Origin of the sequence: Polaromonas sp. (assembly GCF_049790275.1) — a bacterium.
Classification (GTDB): Bacteria; Pseudomonadota; Gammaproteobacteria; order Burkholderiales; family Burkholderiaceae_C; genus Polaromonas.
Genome location: NZ_JBAQYR010000031.1, coordinates 48641 through 70412 on the forward strand (window position 1 = coordinate 48641; position 21772 = coordinate 70412).

21 protein-coding genes and 1 other RNA gene are annotated in these 21772 nt (G+C 61.8%); 8 read left to right on the plus strand and 14 right to left on the minus strand.

Annotated elements, in window-relative coordinates; genetic code table 11:
• Positions 1-144: 144 nt before the first annotated feature.
• Both yihA and WA904_RS03855 read left to right on the plus strand, forming a co-directional pair.
• Positions 145-870: a ribosome biogenesis GTP-binding protein YihA/YsxC gene (gene yihA, locus WA904_RS03850; RefSeq protein ID WP_425195800.1), complete on the plus strand. Its 726-nt coding sequence runs from the start codon at positions 145-147 to the stop codon at positions 868-870.
• A 108-nt stretch (positions 871-978) separates the two neighbouring features.
• On the plus strand, positions 979-2010 hold the full coding sequence (locus WA904_RS03855) for an alpha/beta fold hydrolase (protein ID WP_425195847.1): 1032 nt from the start codon (positions 979-981) through the stop codon (positions 2008-2010).
• Between the two features lie 79 nt (positions 2011-2089).
• On the opposite strand, the gene WA904_RS03860 is transcribed toward WA904_RS03855, so the two are convergent.
• Positions 2090-2986, minus strand: coding sequence for a lysophospholipid acyltransferase family protein (locus tag WA904_RS03860; protein ID WP_425195801.1), 897 nt, complete (start codon positions 2984-2986; stop codon positions 2090-2092).
• Entirely contained in the window at positions 2983-3858 is an 876-nt protein-coding gene (locus tag WA904_RS03865; RefSeq protein ID WP_425195848.1) for a lysophospholipid acyltransferase family protein, read from the minus strand. Before WA904_RS03865 ends, WA904_RS03860 begins: the two co-directional genes overlap by 4 nt.
• A 149-nt stretch (positions 3859-4007) precedes the next feature.
• Between WA904_RS03865 and metK the strand changes: the two genes are divergently transcribed.
• Positions 4008-5192, plus strand: coding sequence for a methionine adenosyltransferase (metK, locus tag WA904_RS03870; protein WP_425195802.1), 1185 nt, complete (start codon positions 4008-4010; stop codon positions 5190-5192).
• 106 nt (positions 5193-5298) lie between these two features.
• Here the strand turns inward: metK and WA904_RS03875 are convergent, their stop codons facing one another.
• On the minus strand, positions 5299-5496 hold the full coding sequence (locus tag WA904_RS03875; protein ID WP_425195803.1) for a hypothetical protein: 198 nt from the start codon (positions 5494-5496) through the stop codon (positions 5299-5301).
• A 27-nt stretch (positions 5497-5523) separates the two neighbouring features.
• Positions 5524-5724: a hypothetical protein gene (locus WA904_RS03880; protein ID WP_425195804.1), complete on the minus strand. Its 201-nt coding sequence runs from the start codon at positions 5722-5724 to the stop codon at positions 5524-5526.
• Positions 5725-6072: 348 nt separating this feature from the next.
• Between WA904_RS03880 and groES the strand changes: the two genes are divergently transcribed.
• From groES to WA904_RS03895, 3 genes are all read left to right on the plus strand, one after another.
• Positions 6073-6363 carry a co-chaperone GroES gene (gene groES, locus WA904_RS03885; protein WP_114968917.1) on the plus strand — a complete coding sequence of 97 codons (291 nt, stop codon included), beginning with the start codon at positions 6073-6075 and terminating at the stop codon, positions 6361-6363.
• 51 nt (positions 6364-6414) lie between these two features.
• On the plus strand, positions 6415-8067 hold the full coding sequence (gene groL / locus WA904_RS03890; protein WP_077594067.1) for a chaperonin GroEL: 1653 nt from the start codon (positions 6415-6417) through the stop codon (positions 8065-8067).
• Between the two features lie 51 nt (positions 8068-8118).
• A non-coding RNA gene (locus WA904_RS03895) (sX9 sRNA) lies at positions 8119-8194 on the plus strand.
• A gap of 65 nt (positions 8195-8259) precedes the next feature.
• Here WA904_RS03895 and WA904_RS03900 read toward each other — a convergent pair.
• The 4 genes from WA904_RS03900 to tal form a co-directional block, all read right to left on the minus strand.
• On the minus strand, positions 8260-8589 hold the full coding sequence (locus WA904_RS03900; protein WP_425195805.1) for a DUF805 domain-containing protein: 330 nt from the start codon (positions 8587-8589) through the stop codon (positions 8260-8262).
• A 90-nt stretch (positions 8590-8679) separates the two neighbouring features.
• Positions 8680-9645, minus strand: a complete 966-nt coding sequence (locus WA904_RS03905; RefSeq protein ID WP_425195806.1) for a DUF3047 domain-containing protein — start codon at positions 9643-9645, stop codon at positions 8680-8682.
• Positions 9646-9734: 89 nt separating this feature from the next.
• Positions 9735-11315: a glucose-6-phosphate isomerase gene (gene pgi / locus WA904_RS03910; protein ID WP_425195807.1), complete on the minus strand. Its 1581-nt coding sequence runs from the start codon at positions 11313-11315 to the stop codon at positions 9735-9737.
• Positions 11312-12259, minus strand: coding sequence for a transaldolase (tal, locus tag WA904_RS03915; RefSeq protein WP_425195808.1), 948 nt, complete (start codon positions 12257-12259; stop codon positions 11312-11314). Before tal ends, pgi begins: the two co-directional genes overlap by 4 nt.
• A 117-nt stretch (positions 12260-12376) precedes the next feature.
• Between tal and zwf the strand changes: the two genes are divergently transcribed.
• Positions 12377-13843 carry a glucose-6-phosphate dehydrogenase gene (gene zwf, locus WA904_RS03920; RefSeq protein WP_425195809.1) on the plus strand — a complete coding sequence of 489 codons (1467 nt, stop codon included), beginning with the start codon at positions 12377-12379 and terminating at the stop codon, positions 13841-13843.
• A gap of 138 nt (positions 13844-13981) precedes the next feature.
• Positions 13982-14830 carry a MurR/RpiR family transcriptional regulator gene (locus WA904_RS03925; protein ID WP_425195810.1) on the plus strand — a complete coding sequence of 283 codons (849 nt, stop codon included), beginning with the start codon at positions 13982-13984 and terminating at the stop codon, positions 14828-14830.
• 99 nt (positions 14831-14929) lie between these two features.
• On the opposite strand, the gene WA904_RS03930 is transcribed toward WA904_RS03925, so the two are convergent.
• The 6 genes from WA904_RS03930 to WA904_RS03955 form a co-directional block, all read right to left on the minus strand.
• Positions 14930-15931, minus strand: coding sequence for an ABC transporter ATP-binding protein (locus WA904_RS03930; protein ID WP_425195811.1), 1002 nt, complete (start codon positions 15929-15931; stop codon positions 14930-14932).
• Positions 15928-16905 (minus strand): ABC transporter ATP-binding protein, encoded by a 978-nt coding sequence (locus WA904_RS03935; protein ID WP_425195812.1) that lies wholly within the window; start codon positions 16903-16905, stop codon positions 15928-15930. The genes WA904_RS03930 and WA904_RS03935 overlap by 4 nt, the downstream gene beginning before the upstream one ends.
• Before the next feature lie 108 nt (positions 16906-17013).
• Positions 17014-17925, minus strand: coding sequence for an ABC transporter permease (locus WA904_RS03940; protein ID WP_425195813.1), 912 nt, complete (start codon positions 17923-17925; stop codon positions 17014-17016).
• A 9-nt stretch (positions 17926-17934) separates the two neighbouring features.
• Entirely contained in the window at positions 17935-19518 is a 1584-nt protein-coding gene (locus WA904_RS03945; protein ID WP_425195814.1) for an ABC transporter substrate-binding protein, read from the minus strand.
• Between the two features lie 26 nt (positions 19519-19544).
• Complete coding sequence (locus WA904_RS03950; RefSeq protein ID WP_425195815.1) at positions 19545-20783, minus strand: M20 aminoacylase family protein; 1239 nt, start codon at positions 20781-20783, stop codon at positions 19545-19547.
• A complete protein-coding gene (locus tag WA904_RS03955) occupies positions 20783-21760 on the minus strand; it encodes an ABC transporter permease (protein ID WP_425195816.1) in 978 nt (325 codons plus the stop codon). Before WA904_RS03955 ends, WA904_RS03950 begins: the two co-directional genes overlap by 1 nt.
• Positions 21761-21772: the final 12 nt, after the last annotated feature.

A 21772-nucleotide genomic window follows, 5' to 3' on the forward strand; every position in this document is an offset into this window, starting at 1 on the left:
GCACGCCAACTTAACGCAAAAGTCCGTGATTTTACAATGGCTTGGGGGACAATCCCAAATATGAGCATATCCCCGCGATCCACCCCCGTTAAAACGCAGAAGCCCACGGCCAAGAGGGCCCCACCCAAAGTGGCAGCGGCCAAAATGGCTGCGACCCTGGCAGCCCAGCCACCGCAATCGGCCGAAGCGAAGATCGCCATGGGCTGGCTGCACACGGCCAAGTTCCTGACCACGGCGCCCGAACTCAAACACCTGCCGATGTATGAGTTTCCCGAGATTGCCTTTGTCGGCCGCTCCAATGCGGGCAAGTCCACCTGCATCAACACGCTGACGCAGATCAACCGCCTGGCTTTTGCCTCCAAGACCCCGGGCCGCACGCAGAGCATCAATTTGTTCTCGCTCGGCAAACAGGGGGTGACCGATGCGGTGCTGGCCGATCTGCCGGGTTACGGCTACGCAGCCGTGCCCAAGGCCGCCAAATACCGCTGGCAGCAGGTCATGGGCAATTACCTGCAGACGCGCGACAACCTCAAGGGCGTGGTGCTGCTGTGCGATCCGCGCCTGGGACTGACCGAGCTCGATGAAATCCTGCTGGACGTGATCCGCCCGCGGGTCGAGGAAGGCCTGAAGTTTCTGGTGCTACTGACCAAGTCCGACAAGCTCAACAAAACCGAGGCGGCCAAGGCGCTGTCCATTGTGCGACTGCAGGCCGGCGGCGGCGATGTCAAACTGTTTTCTGCGCTCAAGCGGCAAGGCGTGGAAGAAGTGGCCCAGCACCTGTGGCAGTGGGCTCATCCGCCGGTCAAGGCTGACAAGGCCGCCAAGGCGGTGACAACCCCGCCGCAGGAAGAAGAGTCCGGCGACGCGTGAGTCCCGGCCGGCTGGCAGGGCCGGATCTGCCGCTTGTGCATTTTTCAAGCCAAAACTGCCCGGAGCCCATGCAGTACGGGCGTAGACAGCTACTGAATGCATAGCATGATGATAGAAACCCGACTGATTCCCCTGCCCCACGGCATCAGCCTGTCCTGCCGTATGGCGGGTGACCCGGGGCGGCCCGTCCTGATGTTCCTCCACGGTTTTCCGGAAGGCGCGTTTGTCTGGGACACCCTGCTGGCGCACTTTGCCAGGCCGGAAAACGGCGCTTACTTCTGCATCGCACCCAACCTGCGCGGCTTCGAGAAGTCGAGTGCACCGCCCGCGGTGGACGCCTACCGGCCCAAACACCTGATGCAGGACATTGCCGCACTGATCGCAGCGGTGTGCGACGAAGAGAGCGGGGGATCCCTCCCTGCCAGCCGGGGCCGCGGAACCGGCTTTGCCGGGCCGCAGGCGCAGCGCCCCCTCGGGGGGCAGCGCAGTACACGCAGTGACAAGCGTGGGGGCCAGTTGGCATGCCTGGTGGCCCACGACTGGGGCGGTGCCGTCGCCTGGAACCTGGCTGCTGCCATGCCGCAGCTGATGAAAAAACTCGCCATCATCAATTCGCCACACCCCGGCACGTTTTTGCGCGAGCTGCAGCACTCGCCGGCCCAGCAGGCCGCCAGCGCCTACATGAATTTCCTGATTCGCCCGGACGCCGAGGCGCTGCTGGCCGGGGACGACTTCCGTCGCCTGTGGCAGTTTCTGACCAACGGCAGCGGCCACCAGCCGGCTTGGCTCACGGACAGCGTCAGGGACCAGTACCGCGAGGTCTGGCGCGCCGGGCTCACCGGCGGCTGCAACCTGTACCGCGCATCGCCACTGCGCCCGTCCCGGCCCGGGCCACCCCACAATGATCCGGCTGCCGCCGCCGTCACGCTGGCACGCGAACGGTTGATGGTCCTATTGCCAACGCTGGTGATCTGGGCGCTCGACGACATCGCCTTGCCGCCGGCCCTGATCGAGGGCCTGGCCGACTACGTGCCGGACATGCAGTTGCAGCAGGTGCCGGGCGCCTCCCACTGGATCGTGCATGAACAGCCCGAACGGGTGGCCAGCTATCTGCAGGACTTTCTGGGCCAGGCCCGCTAGCTACTTTTTTTATAGCCGACTGCGCTTGCCCCACAAGGGCTGGAGCCCGAAAATACCTGTCAGTCCGGGCGAATTCGGCCTAGTAGAGCGAGGGCTGTTCTTCCGGCCGGGTCTTGAACCGTTTGTGCACCCAGTAGTACTGCGCCGGCATGGTGTCGATGTAGGCCTGCAACTGGGTATTCATGAAGGCGGTATCCGCCACCGGATCCTCCGACGGAAAGTGGGTCCAGGCCGGCAGAACCTCCACCTCGTAGCCCCAGGGCGTGAGGCGCGGCACCAGCGGCACCACCTTGGCACGGCCCAGGCGGGCGAAGCGGGAAAGCGAAGGCACGGTCGCCGTCGGCAAACCGTAAAACGGCACAAACACGGAATCGTCGGGACCGAAGTCCATGTCGGGCAGCAGGTACAGCGGCTGCCCTTCGCGCAAGGCCGTCACGATGGGCTTGACGCCGTCGGCCCGTCCGAACAGGCGCAGGTGGCCAAAACGCTGCCGGCCGCGCAGTATCCAGCGGTCCACCAGCTTGTTCGACTGGTCGGTGTAAATGGTGGTCGACTGGCGCGGCGAATGCAGGGCGGCGGCGGCCCAGGCCGCATCGAGGCCGACAAAATGCGGCAGGAAGATCACCGTGGGGTCGCCGCCGGCGAGTTCGTGCACCGCGCCGGTCAACCGCACGCGCCGCTGCACCCAGGCCTGCGGCGCGTGCCACAGCCAGGCGCGATCCAGCCAGGCCTGCGCAAAATACACAAAGGTCTGCTGGGTCAGCCTGCGCCGTTCGGCCTCGCCGAGTGAGGGAAAACACAGCTGCAGATTCGTTTGCACGACGCGCCGGCGCGCCCCGACCAGGCCATACAACACCCAACCCAGGGCCACACCGAGCGCCCGCGCCAGGGGCAACGGAAATAACGCCAGCACCTGCATCAGGCGGATGCCGGTTCGGGTGACCAGGCGGCCAAGCCATTGGCGCGGCGTCCTCAAACCACGCCCTCATCATTGGGCTGCTGGCGCGGCTGCTTGTAGCGCGCATAGGCCCACAGGTACTGGCCCGGCTGGCTCAGCACGATGGCTTCGATCGCCTCGTTGATGACCGTCACCGCCGGCAGCATGTCGGACTTGGACAGGCTGTCCAGTACCGTCAGCGGTGGCCAGATCTTGAGGAAATAACCCCGGCCGCGCGCCAGGCGTTCGCAACTGACCGGCAATACGGCCGCGCCACTTTGCAGGGCCAGCCGCGCAGCCAGCGTCATGGTGTAAGCGGGTTTGCCGAAGAAGGGAGCCCACACGCCCTGGCCTTCAGGCGGTACCTGATCGGTCAGCAACGCCACGGCCTGGTTGCTTTTCAGGGTTTTCAGCATCAGGCGTATGCCGCTCAAGCTGGCCGGCACCACGCTCAGGTTCAGGCGGTTGCGGGCGATCTGCTCCAGCCTGGCCAACCAGGCCTTGCGGGCCGGCCGGTAAATCGCGGTGATCGGCCCATACAGCTCAGCCAACGCCTGCGGACCGAGCTCGAAGCTTCCGCAATGCGGCCCGAAAAAAATAACCCCCCTGCCGCGGGCAAACGCCGCCTCAGCGTGGGCTTGGCCTTCGACCTGCACGTTGCCCAGACAGGATACCGTGGGCGGCCGCATCCACAGCTTGGGCAGTTCGGCGACAAAACGGCCGGCTTCGGCAATCGCCGGCCGGGCCGCCTCAAATGTTATGCCGGCCTGCGCCACGTTGGCTCGGAACTGCCTGCGGTACGCCGGACTCAGCAGCCAGACCAGTCGACCCAGGGCCGCGCCCAGCGCATGCAGGGCGCGCAAGGGCCAATGAGAGAAAAAACGAAACAGCAGGATCATGACAAGGCTGATGCTGCCCACCGACGGGGCAACACGATATAATGGGCACTGTCGCCGAGTTACTGAACAACTTGCAGGGCGACATTAAACCAAACTGCTAAAGCGTTCGCCGAAGCACCCCAAGCCGGCAACGCGCCGACTAACTTCATGGAGTGTACGCAATGGCGAACGATTTTCTCTTTACTTCCGAATCCGTCTCCGAAGGCCATCCCGACAAGGTCGCTGACCAGATCTCCGATGCCATCCTCGATGCCATCTTCAAACAGGACCCGCTTTCGCGCGTGGCCGCCGAGACCCTGACCAACACCGGTCTGGTGGTGCTGGCCGGTGAAATCACCACCAATGCGCATGTGGACTACATCCAGATCGCACGCGACACCATCAAGCGCATCGGCTACGACAACACCGAATACGGCATCGACTACAAGGGTTGCGCGGTGCTGGTTGCCTACGACAAGCAGAGCAACGACATCGCCCAGGGCGTGGACCATGCGTCCGACGACCACCTGAACACCGGCGCCGGCGACCAGGGCCTGATGTTCGGCTACGCCTGCGACGAAACGCCGGAGCTGATGCCAGCGCCGATTTATTACGCCCACCGCCTGGTGGAGCGCCAGGCCCAGTTGCGAAAGGATGGCCGTCTGCCCTTCCTGCGTCCGGACGCAAAAAGCCAGGTCACCATGCGCTACGTGGACGGCAAGCCGCACAGCATCGACACCGTTGTGCTCTCCTCCCAGCACAGCCCCGACCAGAGTGAAACACCGCACAAGATGAAGGCCTCGTTCATCGAAGCCATCATTGAAGAAATCATCAAGCCGGTGCTACCCAAGGAATGGCTCAAGGACACCAAGTACCTGATCAATCCCACCGGCCGCTTCGTCATCGGCGGCCCGCAGGGCGACTGTGGCCTGACCGGCCGCAAGATCATTGTGGACACCTATGGCGGCGCCTGCCCGCACGGTGGCGGTGCATTCTCAGGCAAGGACCCCTCGAAAGTGGACCGCTCGGCCGCTTACGCCGCCCGTTATGTGGCCAAAAACATAGTGGCTGCCGGCCTGGCGCGCCAGTGCCAGATCCAGGTAGCCTACGCGATCGGCGTGGCACGCCCGATGAACGTCACGGTGTACACCGAAGGCACGGGCGTGATGTCCGACGAAAAACTCTCGGCCTTGGTCAACGAGCACTTTGACCTGCGTCCGAAAGGCATCATCCAGATGCTGGACCTGCTGCGACCCATCTATGAAAAGACTGCTGCTTACGGCCACTTCGGTCGTGACGAGCCGGAATTTACATGGGAAAAGACGGACAAGACTGCCACCTTGCGGGCAGCTGCAGGGCTCAAATAAGCCAGACAAAGACATAACGGGCCGCGGCGGCGGCGTCACGGTTTCCCAACGCCAAGCGGGAAAAAAGCCACCGTCACGGTGGCTTTTTTGTGCCCCCCACCCCCGACTAACGACGGGTAAAAGGAGAAGGTTCTATATGTTTGCCGCCACTCGGTACATCCGAGGGTTTGGCATGCGGGTTCGGCTTGGGCTGGGTTTTGTTTGTACCCTCTTCGCCGAAGGTCTTGTTCAGGGTCCGGTCTTTCTGGACCTCGTTTTCATTGTCGTCGCGGCCGTCGGCCTGTCCTACGCTGACGTCATGCATGATGTTTGCCCTGTATGAAACCGGATCTCAACTGACGAATCCTGAACAGGTATCCGTGTTGCCCGTTTCAGCGGGCTCAGGTTTACGCTGGGCCTTGACCAGAAATGGCCAGGCTGAACGGACCACGCCCATGGGTGATCCTGCGCTCCTGATTTTGTCGCCCGTCCCAAGCCGGCTGTCCATCCGGAGCGCGGGGTGACTGGCCAGATCCATGCTGAATTGATTCATCGCTTTTCCTTGGAGGGGTCCCGCTTCATGGCGGTATTGAAACTGCAAGCCTAAGCACCCCGAGCAAGACCCTGTGTCAGATTTGGACGAAAGCTTTGTAGGACAGTCAGGGAGGCGCTACACACTCACCACCGCCAAGTCTCAGCAAAAGGCTCAGGGAACCTCCTTTTGCTCTTCCGGGACTGTTTTGCCTCGGGCCGCTTGAAACTACCCTGAAACGGCCTTATGATTAGCACTCGATGGTATTGAGTGCTAACAATAGTCACCTCACGCCAGCCAGTTCACAGGTACCGCGCTTCACGCGGTGCTTTTTGATCCTAAAACCATTGTTTTAAAACAGGAGCTCTCATGAAACTTCGTCCCCTGCACGACCGCGTGATCGTCAAACGCGTTGAAAACGAAACCAAAACCGCCTCCGGCATTGTCATTCCTGACAGCGCCGCAGAAAAGCCTGATCAGGGCGAAGTGCTGGCCGTCGGCCCCGGCAAGAAAAACGACAAGGGCGAACTCAGCGCCATGGCCGTCAAGGTCGGCGACCGCGTTCTGTTCGGCAAATACAGCGGCCAGACCGTCAAGGTCGATGGCGACGAACTGCTGGTCATGAAAGAAGACGACCTGTTCGCAGTAGTTGAGAAGTAAGTTCTCGCATACCTACCGCAACCCTAATTAACTGAATCTGGAGAAATAAACATGGCAGCAAAAGACGTCATTTTCGGCGGCGAAGCCCGCGCACGCATGGTCGAGGGTGTGAACATCCTGGCCAACGCAGTCAAGGTTACCCTGGGCCCCAAAGGCCGTAACGTGGTGCTCGAGCGCTCTTTCGGCGCCCCCACCGTGACCAAGGACGGTGTGTCCGTCGCGAAAGAAATCGAACTCAAGGACAAGCTGCAGAACATGGGCGCGCAGATGGTCAAGGAAGTGGCTTCCAAGACCTCCGACATCGCTGGTGACGGCACCACAACCGCTACCGTTCTGGCACAAGCCATCGTCCGCGAAGGCATGAAATATGTCGCCGCCGGCATGAACCCGATGGACCTGAAGCGCGGCATCGACAAGGCTGTGACAGCCCTGGTCGAAGAGCTGAAAAAAGCGTCCAAGCCCACCACCACCAGCAAGGAAATTGCCCAGGTCGGCACCATTTCCGCCAACAGCGACGAAGAAGTCGGCAAGATCATCGCTGAAGCGATGGACAAGGTCGGCAAAGAAGGCGTTATTACCGTTGAAGACGGCAAGTCGCTGAACAGCGAACTCGACGTGGTTGAAGGCATGCAGTTTGACCGCGGCTACCTGTCGCCCTACTTCATCAACAACCCGGAAAAGCAGTCCGCGATCCTGGACAACCCGTTTGTGCTGCTCTACGACAAGAAAATCAGCAACATCCGCGACCTGCTGCCTACGCTTGAGCAAGTTGCCAAGTCCAGCCGTCCGCTGCTGATCATCTCGGAAGACGTCGAAGGCGAGGCCCTGGCCACGCTGGTGGTCAACACCATCCGCGGCATCCTGAAGGTTGTGGCTGTCAAGGCCCCTGGTTTCGGCGACCGCCGCAAAGCCATGCTGGAAGACATCGCCACCCTGACCGGCGGCAAGGTGATTGCTGAAGAAGTCGGCCTGACCCTCGAAAAAGTGACGCTGGCCGACCTCGGCCAGGCCAAACGCATCGAAGTGGGCAAGGAAAACACCATCATCATCGACGGCGCCGGCGCAGCTGCTGACATCGAAGCCCGCGTCAAGCAGGTCCGTGTCCAGATCGAAGAAGCGACCAGCGACTATGACCGCGAAAAACTGCAAGAGCGCGTGGCCAAGCTGGCCGGCGGTGTTGCCGTGATCAAGGTCGGCGCTGCCACCGAAGTCGAGATGAAAGAAAAGAAAGCCCGCGTCGAAGACGCATTGCACGCGACCCGCGCTGCCGTGGAAGAAGGCATTGTGGCCGGTGGCGGCGTGGCACTGCTGCGCGCCAAACAGGCTGCAGGCACCATCAAGGGCGACAACCCTGACCAGGACGCCGGCATCAAGCTGATCCTGCGCGCCATCGAAGAGCCGCTGCGCATCATCGTCTCCAACGCCGGCGAAGAGCCAAGCGTTGTGGTCAATGCAGTGCTGGCTGGCAAAGGCAACTACGGCTACAACGCCGCCAACAGCACCTATGGCGACATGATCGACATGGGTATCCTGGACCCCACCAAGGTAACCCGCACTGCCCTGCAAAACGCAGCGTCCGTGTCGTCGCTGATGCTGACGACCGAATGCATGGTTGCCGAGGCTCCGAAAGACGAGTCCGGCGCCGGCGGTGGCATGCCTGGCGGCATGGGTGGTATGGGCGGCATGGGCGACATGGGCATGTAATCCGGCTACTGCGCAGGCGCCATGCGTCGTTGGGCGGTGCTCGAAATCCTCACGTACCCCAAGGTACGCTCCGGTTCCTGCGCTCCGTCCACCTAGCCTGGCACCTGCTCGCTACGCCGTCCGGGCATCCGGACAACAAACAAAAAACCCGCAGGGCTCACGCCCTGCGGGTTTTTTCATGCGCGTTTGAAATCAGGTTGATCCGGCGTCGTACTCGCTGCCACCTTCGCTGCTGGGCTGAACCCACCAGTAAATCAGCACCAGCACACCAATAACGGTGAGCATGATGAGCTGCCACCAGCCGCTCTTGCCGATGTCATGCAACCGTCGTGCACCGACAGCCAGTGCCGGCAGCAGCAGCGCCAGGGCCGCCAAGCCGTTGATCAGCTCGCCAAGAAACGATGTGACGATGGAGACCAGGATCTGGAACAGTAAGAACCACCAGAATTCAGGACGCGATGCGCGCCCTGAAAACGTGGCGTACTTGGAAAAGCAGGTCGAGATGGCTTGGCCGAAGTTCATGTTGTTCTCCTCCTCAGGAGTGTGCAAGGGCAAATTCCCCCGCGCCATGATAAGTCAAGCAGCCCTTTGCAAGCCGCGCCGTCAGGAAGGTCAGCGCCCCTGCCCGGCCTGGAGTTGAGAGAAATCCACCCCGCCTTCCCCTTGCGGTAGAACCGTCGCCGCGGTTTGCCCTGCCTCGGGAGCAGGCAAGAGTTTCAGTGGACCGTAAAAAGCCTGCAGCTGGCCCTTGTTTCTTTCACCCTCGGTAAAAACTGCGAAGCTCAGCAGGGCACCAGGCTCTTCACCAAAGGCCTTGCGGTAGTCCGCCCGGATGTCCCGCTCGTAACTGAGCCATTGGTTGTAGCCCTGGTCGCCCGAATTCACGATGAGTTTGCGAATGCGGTCGGTGCGGTCGTTCATCACGACATCACCCGATTTGTTCACGCGCGACCAGGCATAGATCAGCGTGGCAAAGGGCAACTCTTCGCCGGTCAGCATGAGGCTCAACTCCGACAGCAGGGAATTCTTGAGGGAAAAGCGCGAGCGATCGCCTTCGAAAGCCAGAACCACGCGCACAGGCACATCGTCCAGCTCTGCAAGTGCCGTGTTGGCGCCAGCCCCGGACGAAGGCACGTTCCACGAAAAACTGATGCGACCCAGATCGACGGGCTCAATACGCCGGCGGTGCCGCAGGATGCTGCCGGTGGCATCGGCCACGGCGCGCACCGCGTCACGGCCTTCGTGCCGGACGTGGCTGTAGCTGGTGGGTTGCTTACCCGGCACCCGGAAAATCTCCCAGGCGAGGTCATCCGCCTTGCGACCACCGGTTTTTGCAGGAATGCTCAGCTTCGCCCAAGGGGTACCGCTCACGCCAAGCGCTGGCCCCAGCGTTCCGCCTTGGGAAACCGGCTCGGCATCATCCACATCCGCATCCTGGCCCACGTGTGTGGCGCACCCCGCCATGAGGCTCATGGCCAGCCATACCATGGCGAAGCCGCTGAAACGTTGTGCGGGGAATGCCGGCAGGCTTGAAGAAGAACGGAGGCGGCGGAAGACGCGCGCGGGGTGGGTCGGCATGGGTCGCAAAGGTAGTCAGGTCAGTACAGGCAGTTGACCATGGAATTCCACGCACCCGCAATGAAATACTGCACAAAGCCGACCGGAAATCAGCCGGAAATGATCTTTTGCAACAGTCCGGAAGTCGACCCGTCCAGCCCTGTGTCATCACCCGTCGCCAGCCTGGCTTCTATATCCCTGGCCAGCACCTTGCCAAGCTCGACGCCCCACTGGTCAAAACTGTTGATGCCCCAAATGGCGCCGCTGACAAAGACACGGTGTTCCTGCAGGGCAATCAACGAACCCAGGCTGGCGGGTGTCAGTTCATCCAGCAGCAGGAAGGTGCTCGGACGGTTGCCGGGGAAGTGCTTGTGGCCGCCCGCGTCATGCTTGCCCAGCATCAGGGCCTGAGCCTGGGCCAGGACATTGGCCAGCAGCTTCTCATGGTGGCCGGGCAAGCCATGGCCGGCTTTTTTGACTGCGACAAACTCCACCGGCACCACGTCCGTGCCCTGATGCAGCATCTGGAAATAGGCATGCTGGCCGTTGGTACCCGGTTCGCCCCAGAGGACAGGCGCCGTGGCGAAGGGAAGCGCCTGCCCATTCACATCCACGCGTTTGCCGTTGCTCTCCATCTCCAGTTGCTGCAGGTAGGCCGGGAGGCGGCGCAGGGCGCTGCTGTAGGGCGCGATACTGCGGCTGGTGAAACCGTGAAAGTTGCGGTACCAGACATCGAGCAGGCCCAGGCGCACCGGCAAATTGCGCTCCAGCGGCGCGCTGCGAAAATGCTCGTCCATGGCGTGCGCTCCGGCCAAAAAATCCCGGAAGCCCTGTGCGCCGATGGCAATCGCCAGCGGCAGGCCGATGGCCGACCACAGCGAATAGCGCCCGCCCACCCAGTCCCAGAAACCAAAGGTGGTGCTGATGCCGAACGCGTTGGCTGCTGCGACATTGGTCGTCAGCGCCGCGAAGTGCCGTGCGATGTCCTTGCCGCCCTGCGCCTCGAACCAGAGTTTCGCCGACACGGCGTTGGTCATGGTTTCGGTGGTCGTGAAGGTCTTGGAGGCAATCAGGAACAATGTGTTCTGCGGTTGGAGCTGCGCAAGCACACCGGCCAGCTCATGGCCGTCAACATTGGAAACAAAGTGCAGGCGCTTGCCTGGGAGCCGGAACTCTTCCAGCGCCAGCACCGCCATTTGCGGGCCCAGGTCGGAGCCGCCAATGCCGATGTTGACGATGTCGGTGATGGCGCCGTCCACGCGCACCTGTTCCGCATAGGTCAGCATGGCGGCCAGGGTTTCATGCACCAGGGAAAGCTCATTTGCTATCTTTTCAGTAGCTGCTTGCGCCCGATCTACCTGGGCCCGAGGCGGATTTCTCAATAAAAAATGCATGACGGCACGGTCTTCCGTGCGGTTGATCTTCTCGCCGGCAAACATGGCGTCCCGGTGTTGCTCCAGGCCACACTGGTGCGCCAGGTCCAGCAACAGGGCCTGGACGGACGCGTTGATCAGGTTCTTGGACAGGTCGGCAAAGACATGCGGCGCATCCTGGCTGAAATCCGAGAAGCGCCGGGGATTGGCGGCAAACGCTTCGCGCAGGTCGAAGGTTTTCCCGGAGGCATCAAAACAGGCCTGCAGTCCCGCCCAGGCAGCCGTCTGGTGGCAACGGAAGGTAGCGGGAGCACTCATGCAGCCAGCATCAACTGTTCAAGTTTCACCGCATCTGCGGCGAAAGCACGTATGCCTTCAGCCAGCTTTTCAGTGGCCATGGCATCTTCGTTGAGCGCATAGCGGAAAGTCACTTCGTCAAAATTGACCGCCGGCAAATCCAGCGCCTGGGCCGCCTTGGCATCCAGCGCGCGCTCCAGCGGCGCACTGCTGGCAGCCAGCTGGCCCAGGAGCTCGGGGCTGATGGTCAGCAAGTCGCAGCCGGCCAGAGCGGTGATCTGCCCCAGGTTGCGAAAACTCGCTCCCATGACCTCGGTGGGGATGCCGAAGTGTTTGTAGTGGTTGTAGATCTCGCGCACCGACTGCACGCCGGGGTCATTGGCGCCGGCATGGGCGCTCTCGTCCCAGGCAGCGCCGGCCGACTTTTTGTACCAGTCGTAAATGCGCCCGACGAAAGGGGAAATCAGTTGCACGCCGGCCTGCCCACAGGCGACGGCCTGGCAAAAGGAAAACAGCAGCGTGAGGTTGGTGTGGATGCCGCGGTCCTCGAGCCGGCGCGCGGCTTCGATGCCCTCCCAGGTCGCGGCCACCTTGATCAATACCCGATCGATATGGATGCCTTCGGCCTGGTACAGCTCAATGAGGCGTTCGCCGCGTGTGAAGGTCGCGTTGCTGTCAAAGCTCAGGCGCGCATCGACCTCGGTCGAAACGCGGCCTGGAATGATGGACAGGATTTCGCAACCAAACCGCACCAGCAGCCGGTCCATGGTTTCATCCAGCGCACAACCGCGGAATTTCGCCACGGTGTCAAGCAGCAGTGGCTGGTAGTCGGGCTTTTGCACGGCCTTGAGAATCAGCGAGGGGTTCGTGGTCGCGTCCTGCGGCTTGTAGGCGTCGAGCTGCCTGAAATCGCCGGTGTCGGCCACCACGGTGGTGAACTGTTTGAGGGCTTCGAGTTGGTTCATGGTGGTGAAAGTGTAAATTGGCCCCGGCCGTGGCACTGTAAGACCAAAGCCCGTATGAGTTACCATTATGGCAACAATACGTGAAACTTTATTACATGACGGCCTGGAAAGGAAAACATGAGCTTTGATCTGGTCCTGTTTGGCGGTACCGGCGACCTCACCTGGCGCAAACTGATGCCCGCGTTGTTCCAGGCCTTTCGTCACGGCTCACTGCCCAAAGACGGCCGTATCGTGGGTGTGGGCCGCGATGCAATGAGTGACGCCCAGTACCGTGAGCTGATCCGCTCACGTTTTGACAGCGTGGAGCTCGCCAAGCGCCCCACCGGTGACGAATTCGAGCGTTTCGCCGCGCTGCTGCACTACCTGCGCATGGACCTGTCCGGCCCAGCCGACTATGCGCAGCTGGCCTCCATGCTCAAGGAGCGCCAAGCCGACACCGTGGTGATGTACCTGGCCACCGCGCCCACGCTGTTCAAGGCCATTTGCGAAAACATGGCGGCCGTCGGACTCAATGGACCGCAAACCCGCGTGGTGCTGGAAAAGCCGCTGGGCCACGACCTCGCCTCGAACCGCGCCATCAACGAAGCCGTGCTGCGCGTGCTGCCGGAAAAGCAGATCTTCCGAATTGACCATTACCTGGGCAAGCCTTCGGTGCAAAACCTGTTTGCGCTGCGTTTTGGCAACTCGCTGTTCGAGCCGCTGTGGCGTCGCGAGACGATTGCCAACATCCAGATCACGATTGCCGAGGAACTCGGCGTCGAAAAACGCGGCGCTTTTTACGACAACACCGGCGCGCTGCGCGACATGGTGCAAAACCATGCGCTGCAGCTGCTCTGCGCAATCGGCATGGAGCCCCCAATCAATGCGCATGCCGATGCGATACGCGACGAGAAACTCAAGGTGCTGCGTTCGCTCAAGGCCTGGACACCCGAAACACTGAAACAACACGTGATTCGCGGCCAGTACACCGCAGGCAACATCAACGGCGAAGCTGTCCCCGGCTACCTGCAGGAAACCGGCGTCAACCCGGACAGCCGGACCGAAACCTTCGTCTCCTTGCGCGCAGAGATCGCCAACTGGCGCTGGGCCGGCGTGCCGTTTTACATCCGGACCGGCAAACGCCTGGCCGATCGCGATGCGCACATCGAAGTGAATTTCCGTCCGACACCGCACGCCATTTTCAAGTCACCGCAGGGAGCCGGCAACCGGCTGGTGATCAACCTGCAGCCCAAGGACGGGCTGGAGCTGCACCTGCTGGCGCAAGGCCAGGACAACCGGCAAGGCAGCCGCGCAGCCAGCCAGACCCTGGCACCGGTCCAGCTCGACCTGGACTTCGACAAACGTTTTGGTACTGAACGTGTCGGCGCCTATGAACGTCTGCTGCTGGACGTGATCGACGGCCGCTTGAACCTGTTTGTGCGCAGTGACGAGCAGGAAGAAGCCTGGCGCTGGGTCGAGCCTGTCCTGGACGCCTGGCAACACGATGCGGATGGGCCGCGGCCCTATACGGCGGGCACCTGGGGGCCTAGCGCGTCGAGCGCGATGATTGCGCGGGACAACCATTGGTGGAGCGAAGAGTCTTGACCCCCACGCTTGTCGCTTCGCGTACTGCGCTGCCCCCCGAGGGAGCCGCTGCGCCCGCGGGCCGGCAAAGCCGGACCCGCGGCCCCTGCTTGGAATACACCATCGGGAACGTAGTTCGCGACGTTTGGAGCTTATCCCGTGCTTGATCGCATCAAGGCCTGCCTGCCTTCGCTGGCTCCGGCCGAACAGCGTGTGGCGCATCTGGTGCTCAGTGACGCACGTGCTTTTGCCAACCTGCCGGTGACCGAACTGGCCGCGCGCGCGCGGGTTAGCAAACCGACGGTGATCCGCTTTTGCCGCAGCGTCGGTTATGACGGGCTGTCGGACTTCAAGCTGAAACTGGCCGGCAACGTCAGCGAAGGCGTGCCTTTTATCCACCGCAGCGTCGATACCGATGACAAGACCGGCGACGTGCTGGTCAAGGTGATCGACAACACGGTGGCCGCCTTCCTGAAGTACCGCAATGACGCCAGCCCGGCGCTCATTGAAAAGGCGGCGCTGGCGCTGGTTTCCGCCTACAGGAACGGGCAGCGCATCGAATTTTTCGGTGTCGGGAACTCCGGCATCGTCGCGCAGGATGCTCAGCACAAGTTCTTTCGCCTCGGGGTGCATGCCATCGCCTACAGTGACGGCCACCTGCAGGTCATGAGCGCTTCGCTGCTCAAGCCGGGCGACTGCGTGGTGATCATCTCCAACTCGGGGCGGACACGCGACCTGATGGATGCCTGCGACATCGCTCGCAAAAAAGGCGCCACCACCATCGTCATCACCGCCAGCGGCTCGCCGCTGGCTGCCGCCGGCCATATCCACCTGGCCGCAGATCATCCGGAAGGCTACGACCGCTACAGCCCCATGGTGTCCCGCCTGCTGCATCTGATGATCATCGACATCCTGGCGACCACGGTGGCCCTGCGTATCGGCGGAGACAAGCTGCAGCCCCTGCTCAAGGAAATGAAGAACAACCTGCGCAGCAAGCGTTACGCCTGAGCCTGCCATGTAAAAAAGGCCCGCAGGCCTTTTTTACAATATATAAACAACCTCCAGCCCTTTCCAGACGGGCGCGAGCAGCTACAAAAACAGTAGCAGCTAGATGCGCCCTTCTTCCACTGCATGGCAGGCAATCTTCACGCCCTGGATGCTCAGGAGCTGCGGCCGTTCAACACGGCAGCGGTCATTGACATGCGGGCAGCGCGGATGGAAGGTGCAGCCGGTCGGCGGGCTCAGGGGGTTGGGCACTTCGCCCTGCACCGGTGTACGGTCCCGGCCGATGTCGTGCATTTTCGGAATGGCGTCCAGCAGCATGCGCGTATAGGGATGCCTTGGCGCGGCAAACAGCGTCTGCTTGTCGGCCAGTTCAACCAGGCGCCCCAGGTACATCACGCCCACCTGGTCGCTGACATGGCGCACCACCGCCAGGTTGTGCGAGATGAACAGGTAGGTCAGCCCGCGCTCGCGCTGCAGGTCTTTCATGATGTTGAGCACCTGCGCCTGCACGCTGACATCCAGTGCCGAGGTCGGCTCGTCGCAAACCAGGAATTCCGGTTCGGTGGCGAGCGCCCGGGCAATCGAGATGCGTTGACGCTGGCCTCCGGAAAACTGGTGCGGGTACTTGACCATGTCCAGCGGCGACAGGCCCACCGACTTGAGCAGCTCGCCCACCCGCGCCTTGAGTTCAGCTTCGTTCGTGATCAGGCCGTGTTCCCGGAGCGGTTCCCCCACGATGTCTTCGACGATCCAGCGCGGGTTCAGGCTCGCGTAGGGGTCCTGGAAAATCATCTGGATGCGGCGGCGCAGCTGCCGGCCCTGCGGCGTCCTGAACGCTGCATGGGCATCTTTTCCGTCGAAGGTCAGGCCGCCGCGCGTCGGCTCGTACAAGCCCACCAGCAGGCGGGCCACCGTACTCTTGCCGCAACCCGACTCTCCAACCAGGGCCAGTGTCTTGCCTTTTTCGATCTCGAAGCTGACACCGTCAACGGCGTTCAGCATCAGCCTTGGTTTGCCTTCGAGCACCCGGTTCAGCCAGGGTGGCGATACGTCAAAGGTTTTGGCGAGGTCGTTGGCCTGAACCAGTGGTGCCGGGATGCTCATGCTGCAACTCCGGGGTGGGCGTCATGCAGCCAACAGGCAGCGCGCGTGGCCCCGGCAGGCAACAGATCTGGCCTGTCCTGCCGGCAACGGTCGAACACCTTGGGGCAACGCGGGTTGTAGGCGCATCCTGTCGGGATGGCGTTCAGGCGGGGCATGGCACCATCAATCTGGTTGAGTCGTTCGCGGTCCAGGGTGATGTCGGGAATTGCAGCCATCAGGCCGGCGGTATAGGGATGAGCCGGGTGATTGATGACCTCGTGCACGGGGCCGATTTCGGCAATGCGCCCTGCGTACATCACGGCCACGCGGTCACAGGTCTCGGCGATCACGCCCATGTCGTGGGTGATCAGCATGACGGCGGCGCCGCGCTTCTTGCAGATGTTCTTGAGCAGCATGATGATCTGCGCCTGGATGGACACATCGAGCGCCGTTGTGGGTTCGTCGGCGACGATCAGCTTGGGCTCGGCGGCCAGGGCCAGGGCAATGACCACGCGCTGGCGCATGCCACCCGAAAACTGGTGCGGGAAGTGCTCGATGCGCTGCTCGGCCGCTGGAATGCCGGTATCCTGCAGCAAGGCAATGGCGCGCTGGCGCGCTTCCACGTTGCTCACCGGCAGATGGGTCTGGATGGTTTCGATCAGTTGCCGCCCCACGGTGTACAGCGGGTTCAGCGAAGTGAGCGGGTCCTGGAAGATCGCGCCTATCTTGCGGCCACGGATATGACGCATCTGCTCGTAAGGCAGGTTGTCGATACGCTCCCCTTCGAGCATGATCTGCCCGCCGCCGATACGGCCGGGCGGCTCCAGCAAGCCGATGATGGCAGCGCCGGTCAGCGACTTGCCGGCGCCCGACTCTCCGACCACGCCCAGGATTTCACCCGGCGCGATATCAAAGGAAATATCGTCCAGCGCCCGCAGCGTGCCGCGCCGGCCGGGGAACTCGACGATCAGGTTCTTGACTTGTAAAAGACTCATTGATTGGGCCGGTAGGTTCTGTTCAAGCGGACACCGCGGAACCGGCTTTGCCGGGCCGCTGGTGGCGCCCCCTCGAGGGGGTGGCGGCCGCAGGCTGCTTCGGGGGTGTCATCTTAGTCTGGGATTGAGCGCATCGCGCAGCCAGTCGCCCAGCAGATTGACGCTGAGCGAAATCGCCACCAGCATCAGGCCGGGAAACACGGTGATCCACCATTCGCCGGAAAACAGGTAGTCGTTGCCGATGCGGATCAGCGTGCCCAGCGAAGGTGATGTGGGCGGCGCGCCCACACCCAGGAAAGACAGAGTGGCTTCGGTGATGATGGCCGTGGCCACCTGGATGGTTGCCAGCACCAGGACCGGGCCCATGACATTGGGCAACACATGGCGGCGCATGATGCGCATGGGCGCAACGCCCGTCACGCGTGCGGCCTGCACATATTCCTTGTTGCGCTCGACCAGGGTCGAGCCGCGCACCGTCCTGGCGTATTGCACCCAGCCTGTGAGCGTGATCGAGATGATCAGGACCCCCAGGGCGAGTGAATCCTGCGCATGGGGAAACAACGCGCGGCCGACACCGGCAATCAGCAAGGCCACCAGAATGGCCGGAAAAGACAGCATCACGTCGCACAGGCGCATCAGGGCCGAATCAATCCAGCCGCCATAAAACCCGGCCAACAGACCCAGGCCGACACCGAACACGACCGATAGAACCACCGAAGCAAAGCCGACGGCCAGGGAAACGCGGGCACCGTACATCAGCGCCGACAGGATGTCACGGCCCTGGTCATCAGTGCCCAGCAGGTATTTGCTGGAACCCTCTGCCGACCAGGCCGGAGGCAGGCGCGCATCACTGAGTTCGAGCGTGGTGAGGTCAAACGGATTGTGCGGAGCCACGAAGCCCGCAAACACCGAACAGAAGATGCAGATCAGGGCGACTGCAGCTGCAGCCATCGCCACCGGAGAGGTGCGAAAGCTGTAGCCGACGTCGCCATCCCACAATCGGGATAGCGCGCTTTTCATCAACCGGATTTACTTATTGAGTTTGACAAATTTCCAGGGCATGCCGTTGTCGGGCCACTGCACAAGCTCAATGTTCTTTTTGGCGGCCCAGTTGATCGCCTGCTGGTGCAGCGGCAAATGGCCCACGTCGTCCTGGTGGATCTTGAGCGCTTCGCGGATCATCTCGTTGCGTTTCTTGTCGTCGGTTTCGGATGCCACCAGGTTGGTAAGTTCATCGACCCGGGCGTTGCTGTAGGAGCCCAGATTGAACTGGCCGCGGCCACCTTCGCCCGGTGTGGACATGATGGGGTAAAGCACGTTGTGCGCATCCACCGTGCTGGCCGTCCAGCCCAGCATGTAGAAGCTGGTGTCGCGGCGCAGGATTTTCGGGAAGTAGTTGTTTTTGGTTTCGGCTTCGAGGTTGATCTTGACCCCGATGCGCGACAGGTTGGCGGCCACGGCCTGGCAGATCTCGCCGTCGTTCACGTAGCGGTCGTTCGGGCAATTCATCTTGAGCTCGAACCCTGCGCCGTAACCGGCGTCAGCCATCAGCTTCTTGGCAGCTTCCAGGTCAAACGGCAGGCGCTTGGCCAGGTCGGGCGCAAAGCCCTTGACCTGTGGCGGAAGCAGCAGCGCCATCGGTGTCGCTGCACCGCGCATCACGCGGTTCTTGATGGCCTCGATGTCGATGGCCTGGTAAAAGGCCTGGCGGACACGTTTGTCCTTGAACGGGTTTTTGCCCTTGACGCTGGAAAACAGCAGCTCGTCGCGCTTCTGGTCCATGCCCAGGAAAATCACGCGCAATTCGGGGCCCTGCAACACCTTGAGAGTGGTGTTCGCCTGGATCCGGGCGACGTCCTGCACCGGCACCGGCTCCATCACGTCAACCTCGCCGGACAACAAAGCGGCCACACGGGTGCTGTCGTTGCCAATCACGTTGAAAATGACCTCATCCACGTTGCCGTCGATCTTGCCCCAGTAGTTGCCACTGCGTGAGAAGGTCGTCCTCACGTTGGGCTGGCGCTCGCGCACGCGGAAAGGGCCGGTACCGTTGGCGCGGAAGGATGCGGCGTTTTCAATGCCCTTGCGCCGGTCCACCGGCTTGGTGGCCTGGTTGGTTTCGCACCACTTCTTGCTCATCATGTGCCACTGGGTGAACAGCTCGGGCAGGATAGGAAAGGGGTTGTTCAGCACGAAGTCGATGGTGTGCGCATCGATCTTCTTGATTTCCTTGATCTGGCCGACATAACTTTTCATGTCGGAGCCGTCGCCCTTGGCGCGCTCATAGCTGAAGATCACGTCATCGGCGGTGAACGGCGTTCCGTCATGGAACTCGACACCCTTGCGCAGGTTGAAACGCCAGACGGTGGGCGAGGTCTGCTTCCAGTCGGTGGCCAGCGCAGGTGCCAGCTTGTAGTTGCGGTCGCGCGTGACCAGCGGCTCGTAAACATTGCCCACCACCGTCAGTTGCAGGGATTCATTGAGCGAATGCGGATCCAGTGACTGGGCATCCCCCTGGTTGCCAACCCGCAAAGTCACTGCCGACGCTACGAAAGTAGTAGCAGCAAGTGCAGTACCTACTAAGGCAAAAGCGGATTTTTTCTTGAAAATCATAGGTTTCTCCTGTTGAACAAAGGTGTTTAGCGCGTCGTGGAAAGAGGCATGAACTGCTCAGCCAGGCCTGCATGCAATGCAGCGCCCAGCGGCAAAATGTCGTCGTTGAAATCGTAGCGGCTGTTGTGCAGGAAACAGCTGCCGATACCGTTCTCGGCTCCCTGGCCGATACGCATGTAGGCACCGGGCTTGACCTGCAGCATGAAGGAAAAATCTTCCGCGCCCATGCTGGGCTCCATATCGCGCACCACATGGTCCGCACCCAGCAGGGCTTCGGCCACGTCTCCTGCAAATATGGCTTCCTTGTCCGAATTGATGGTGGCGGGGTAAATACGCTCGTAGTTCACGGAGGCGGTGGCACCGAAACCCAGGGCAATTGCACCGCACAACTCATGAAGGCGTTTCTCTACCATGTCCTGCACGTCAGGACTGAAGGTGCGGACCGTGCCCACCAGCGTGGCCTTGCCCGGTACCACACTCATGGCGCCCAGGTCGCCTGCGTGCATCGCACACAGGCTGATCACGGCGCTGTCATTGGGCTTGACGTTGCGCGAAACGATGCTTTGCACCGCCGTGATGATGTGCCCGGCCACCAGTACCGGATCCACCGTCATGTAGGCGTGGGCGCCATGCCCGCCTCGCCCGGTGATGTCGATGGTGATCCTGTCAGCAGCCGCCATCATGGGGCCGGCGTTGATTCCCACCGTGCCGGGTTTCATGGACGGCCAGTTGTGCATGCCATACACGGCCTGCACCGGAAAACGGTCGAACAAACCGTCTTCAATCATGACGCGGGCGCCGGCAAAACCTTCTTCGCCGGGCTGGAAAATCAGCACGGCCGTGCCGTCGAAATTGCGTGTGGCGGCCAGATAACGCGCCGCGCCCACCAGCATCGCCGTGTGCCCGTCGTGGCCGCAGCCGTGCATCAGGCCGGAACGCGAGGATTTCCAGGCAAAGTCATTGTGTTCGGTCATCAGCAACGCGTCCATGTCGGCCCGCAAGCCGATCATCTTGCCGCTGCTGCTTTGCCGGCCCTTGATGATCCCGACCAGTCCCGTCTTGCCGATGCCGGCATGGATCTCATCCACGCCGCAGCGCTCGAGCGCTTCCTTCACACGGGCGCCGGTGTAGACCTCTTCGAAACCGAGCTCCGGGTGGGCATGCAGGTCACGGCGAAAGGCTGTGAGTTCTGGATGGAATTCGGAAATTTGCGCAAAAGCGCGACCGCTGGCCTTCAGTGTTGCGGCGGGACGGGGCGCGAGCATCAGTGACCTCCCCCGCCCATGCGCAGGCGCGGGTCAACGGCGAAGTAGAGCAGATCAACGACCAGGTTGATCACCACAAAGATCAGCGCGATCAGACACAGGTAGGCCGCCATCACGGGAATGTCGGCAAAGGTCACGGCCTGGATGAACAGCAAGCCCATGCCAGGCCACTGAAACACGGTTTCGGTGATGATCGCGAAGGCGATCAGCCCTCCGAGTTGCAGGCCAGTGATGGTGAGTACCGGCACCAGGGTGTTCTTGAGTGCATGCCCGAAATGGATGGCACGGTTGGACAGCCCACGCGCGCGCGCGAACTTGATGTAGTCGGTACGCAGCACTTCGAGCATTTCAGCACGCACCAGCCGCATGATCAGCGTCAGCTGGAAAATGGCCAGCGTCACGGCCGGCAGGACAATGTGATGCCAGCCTTTGGCGGTCAACAACCCGCTGCTCCACCAGCCCATTTGCACCACATCACCGCGCCCGAAACTGGGAAACCAGCCCAGGCCCACCGAGAAAGAGAGAATCAGCAAGATCCCGATCAGGAAGGTGGGGAGCGAGACACCCAGCAGGGACACCGTCATCAGTACCTGGCTCAGAAAGGTCCCGCGGCGCAGAGCCGCATACACACCCATGGGAACACCAATCACCAGCGCCATCGCCGCGGCCACCAGCGCCAGTTCCAGCGTGGCGGGAAAGCGTTCGGCAATCAGGCGGGAAACCTTGGCACCCTGGCGCAGACTCAAACCGAACTCTCCCTGCACGGCATTGAGCAAAAAGTGGCCGAATTGCACGAAAAAGGGCTTGTCCAGCCCCAGATCGGCGCGCAGCGCTGCGATCTGGTCGGGCTTTGCGTCCTGCCCGAGGAGAGACACCAAGGGGTCACCCACATACTGGAACAGCATGAAGGAAATAAAGGCCACAGCAACCATCACGATCACGGCCTGAAGCAGGCGACGGAGAATAAATGCAAACATCGGGGTATGGTT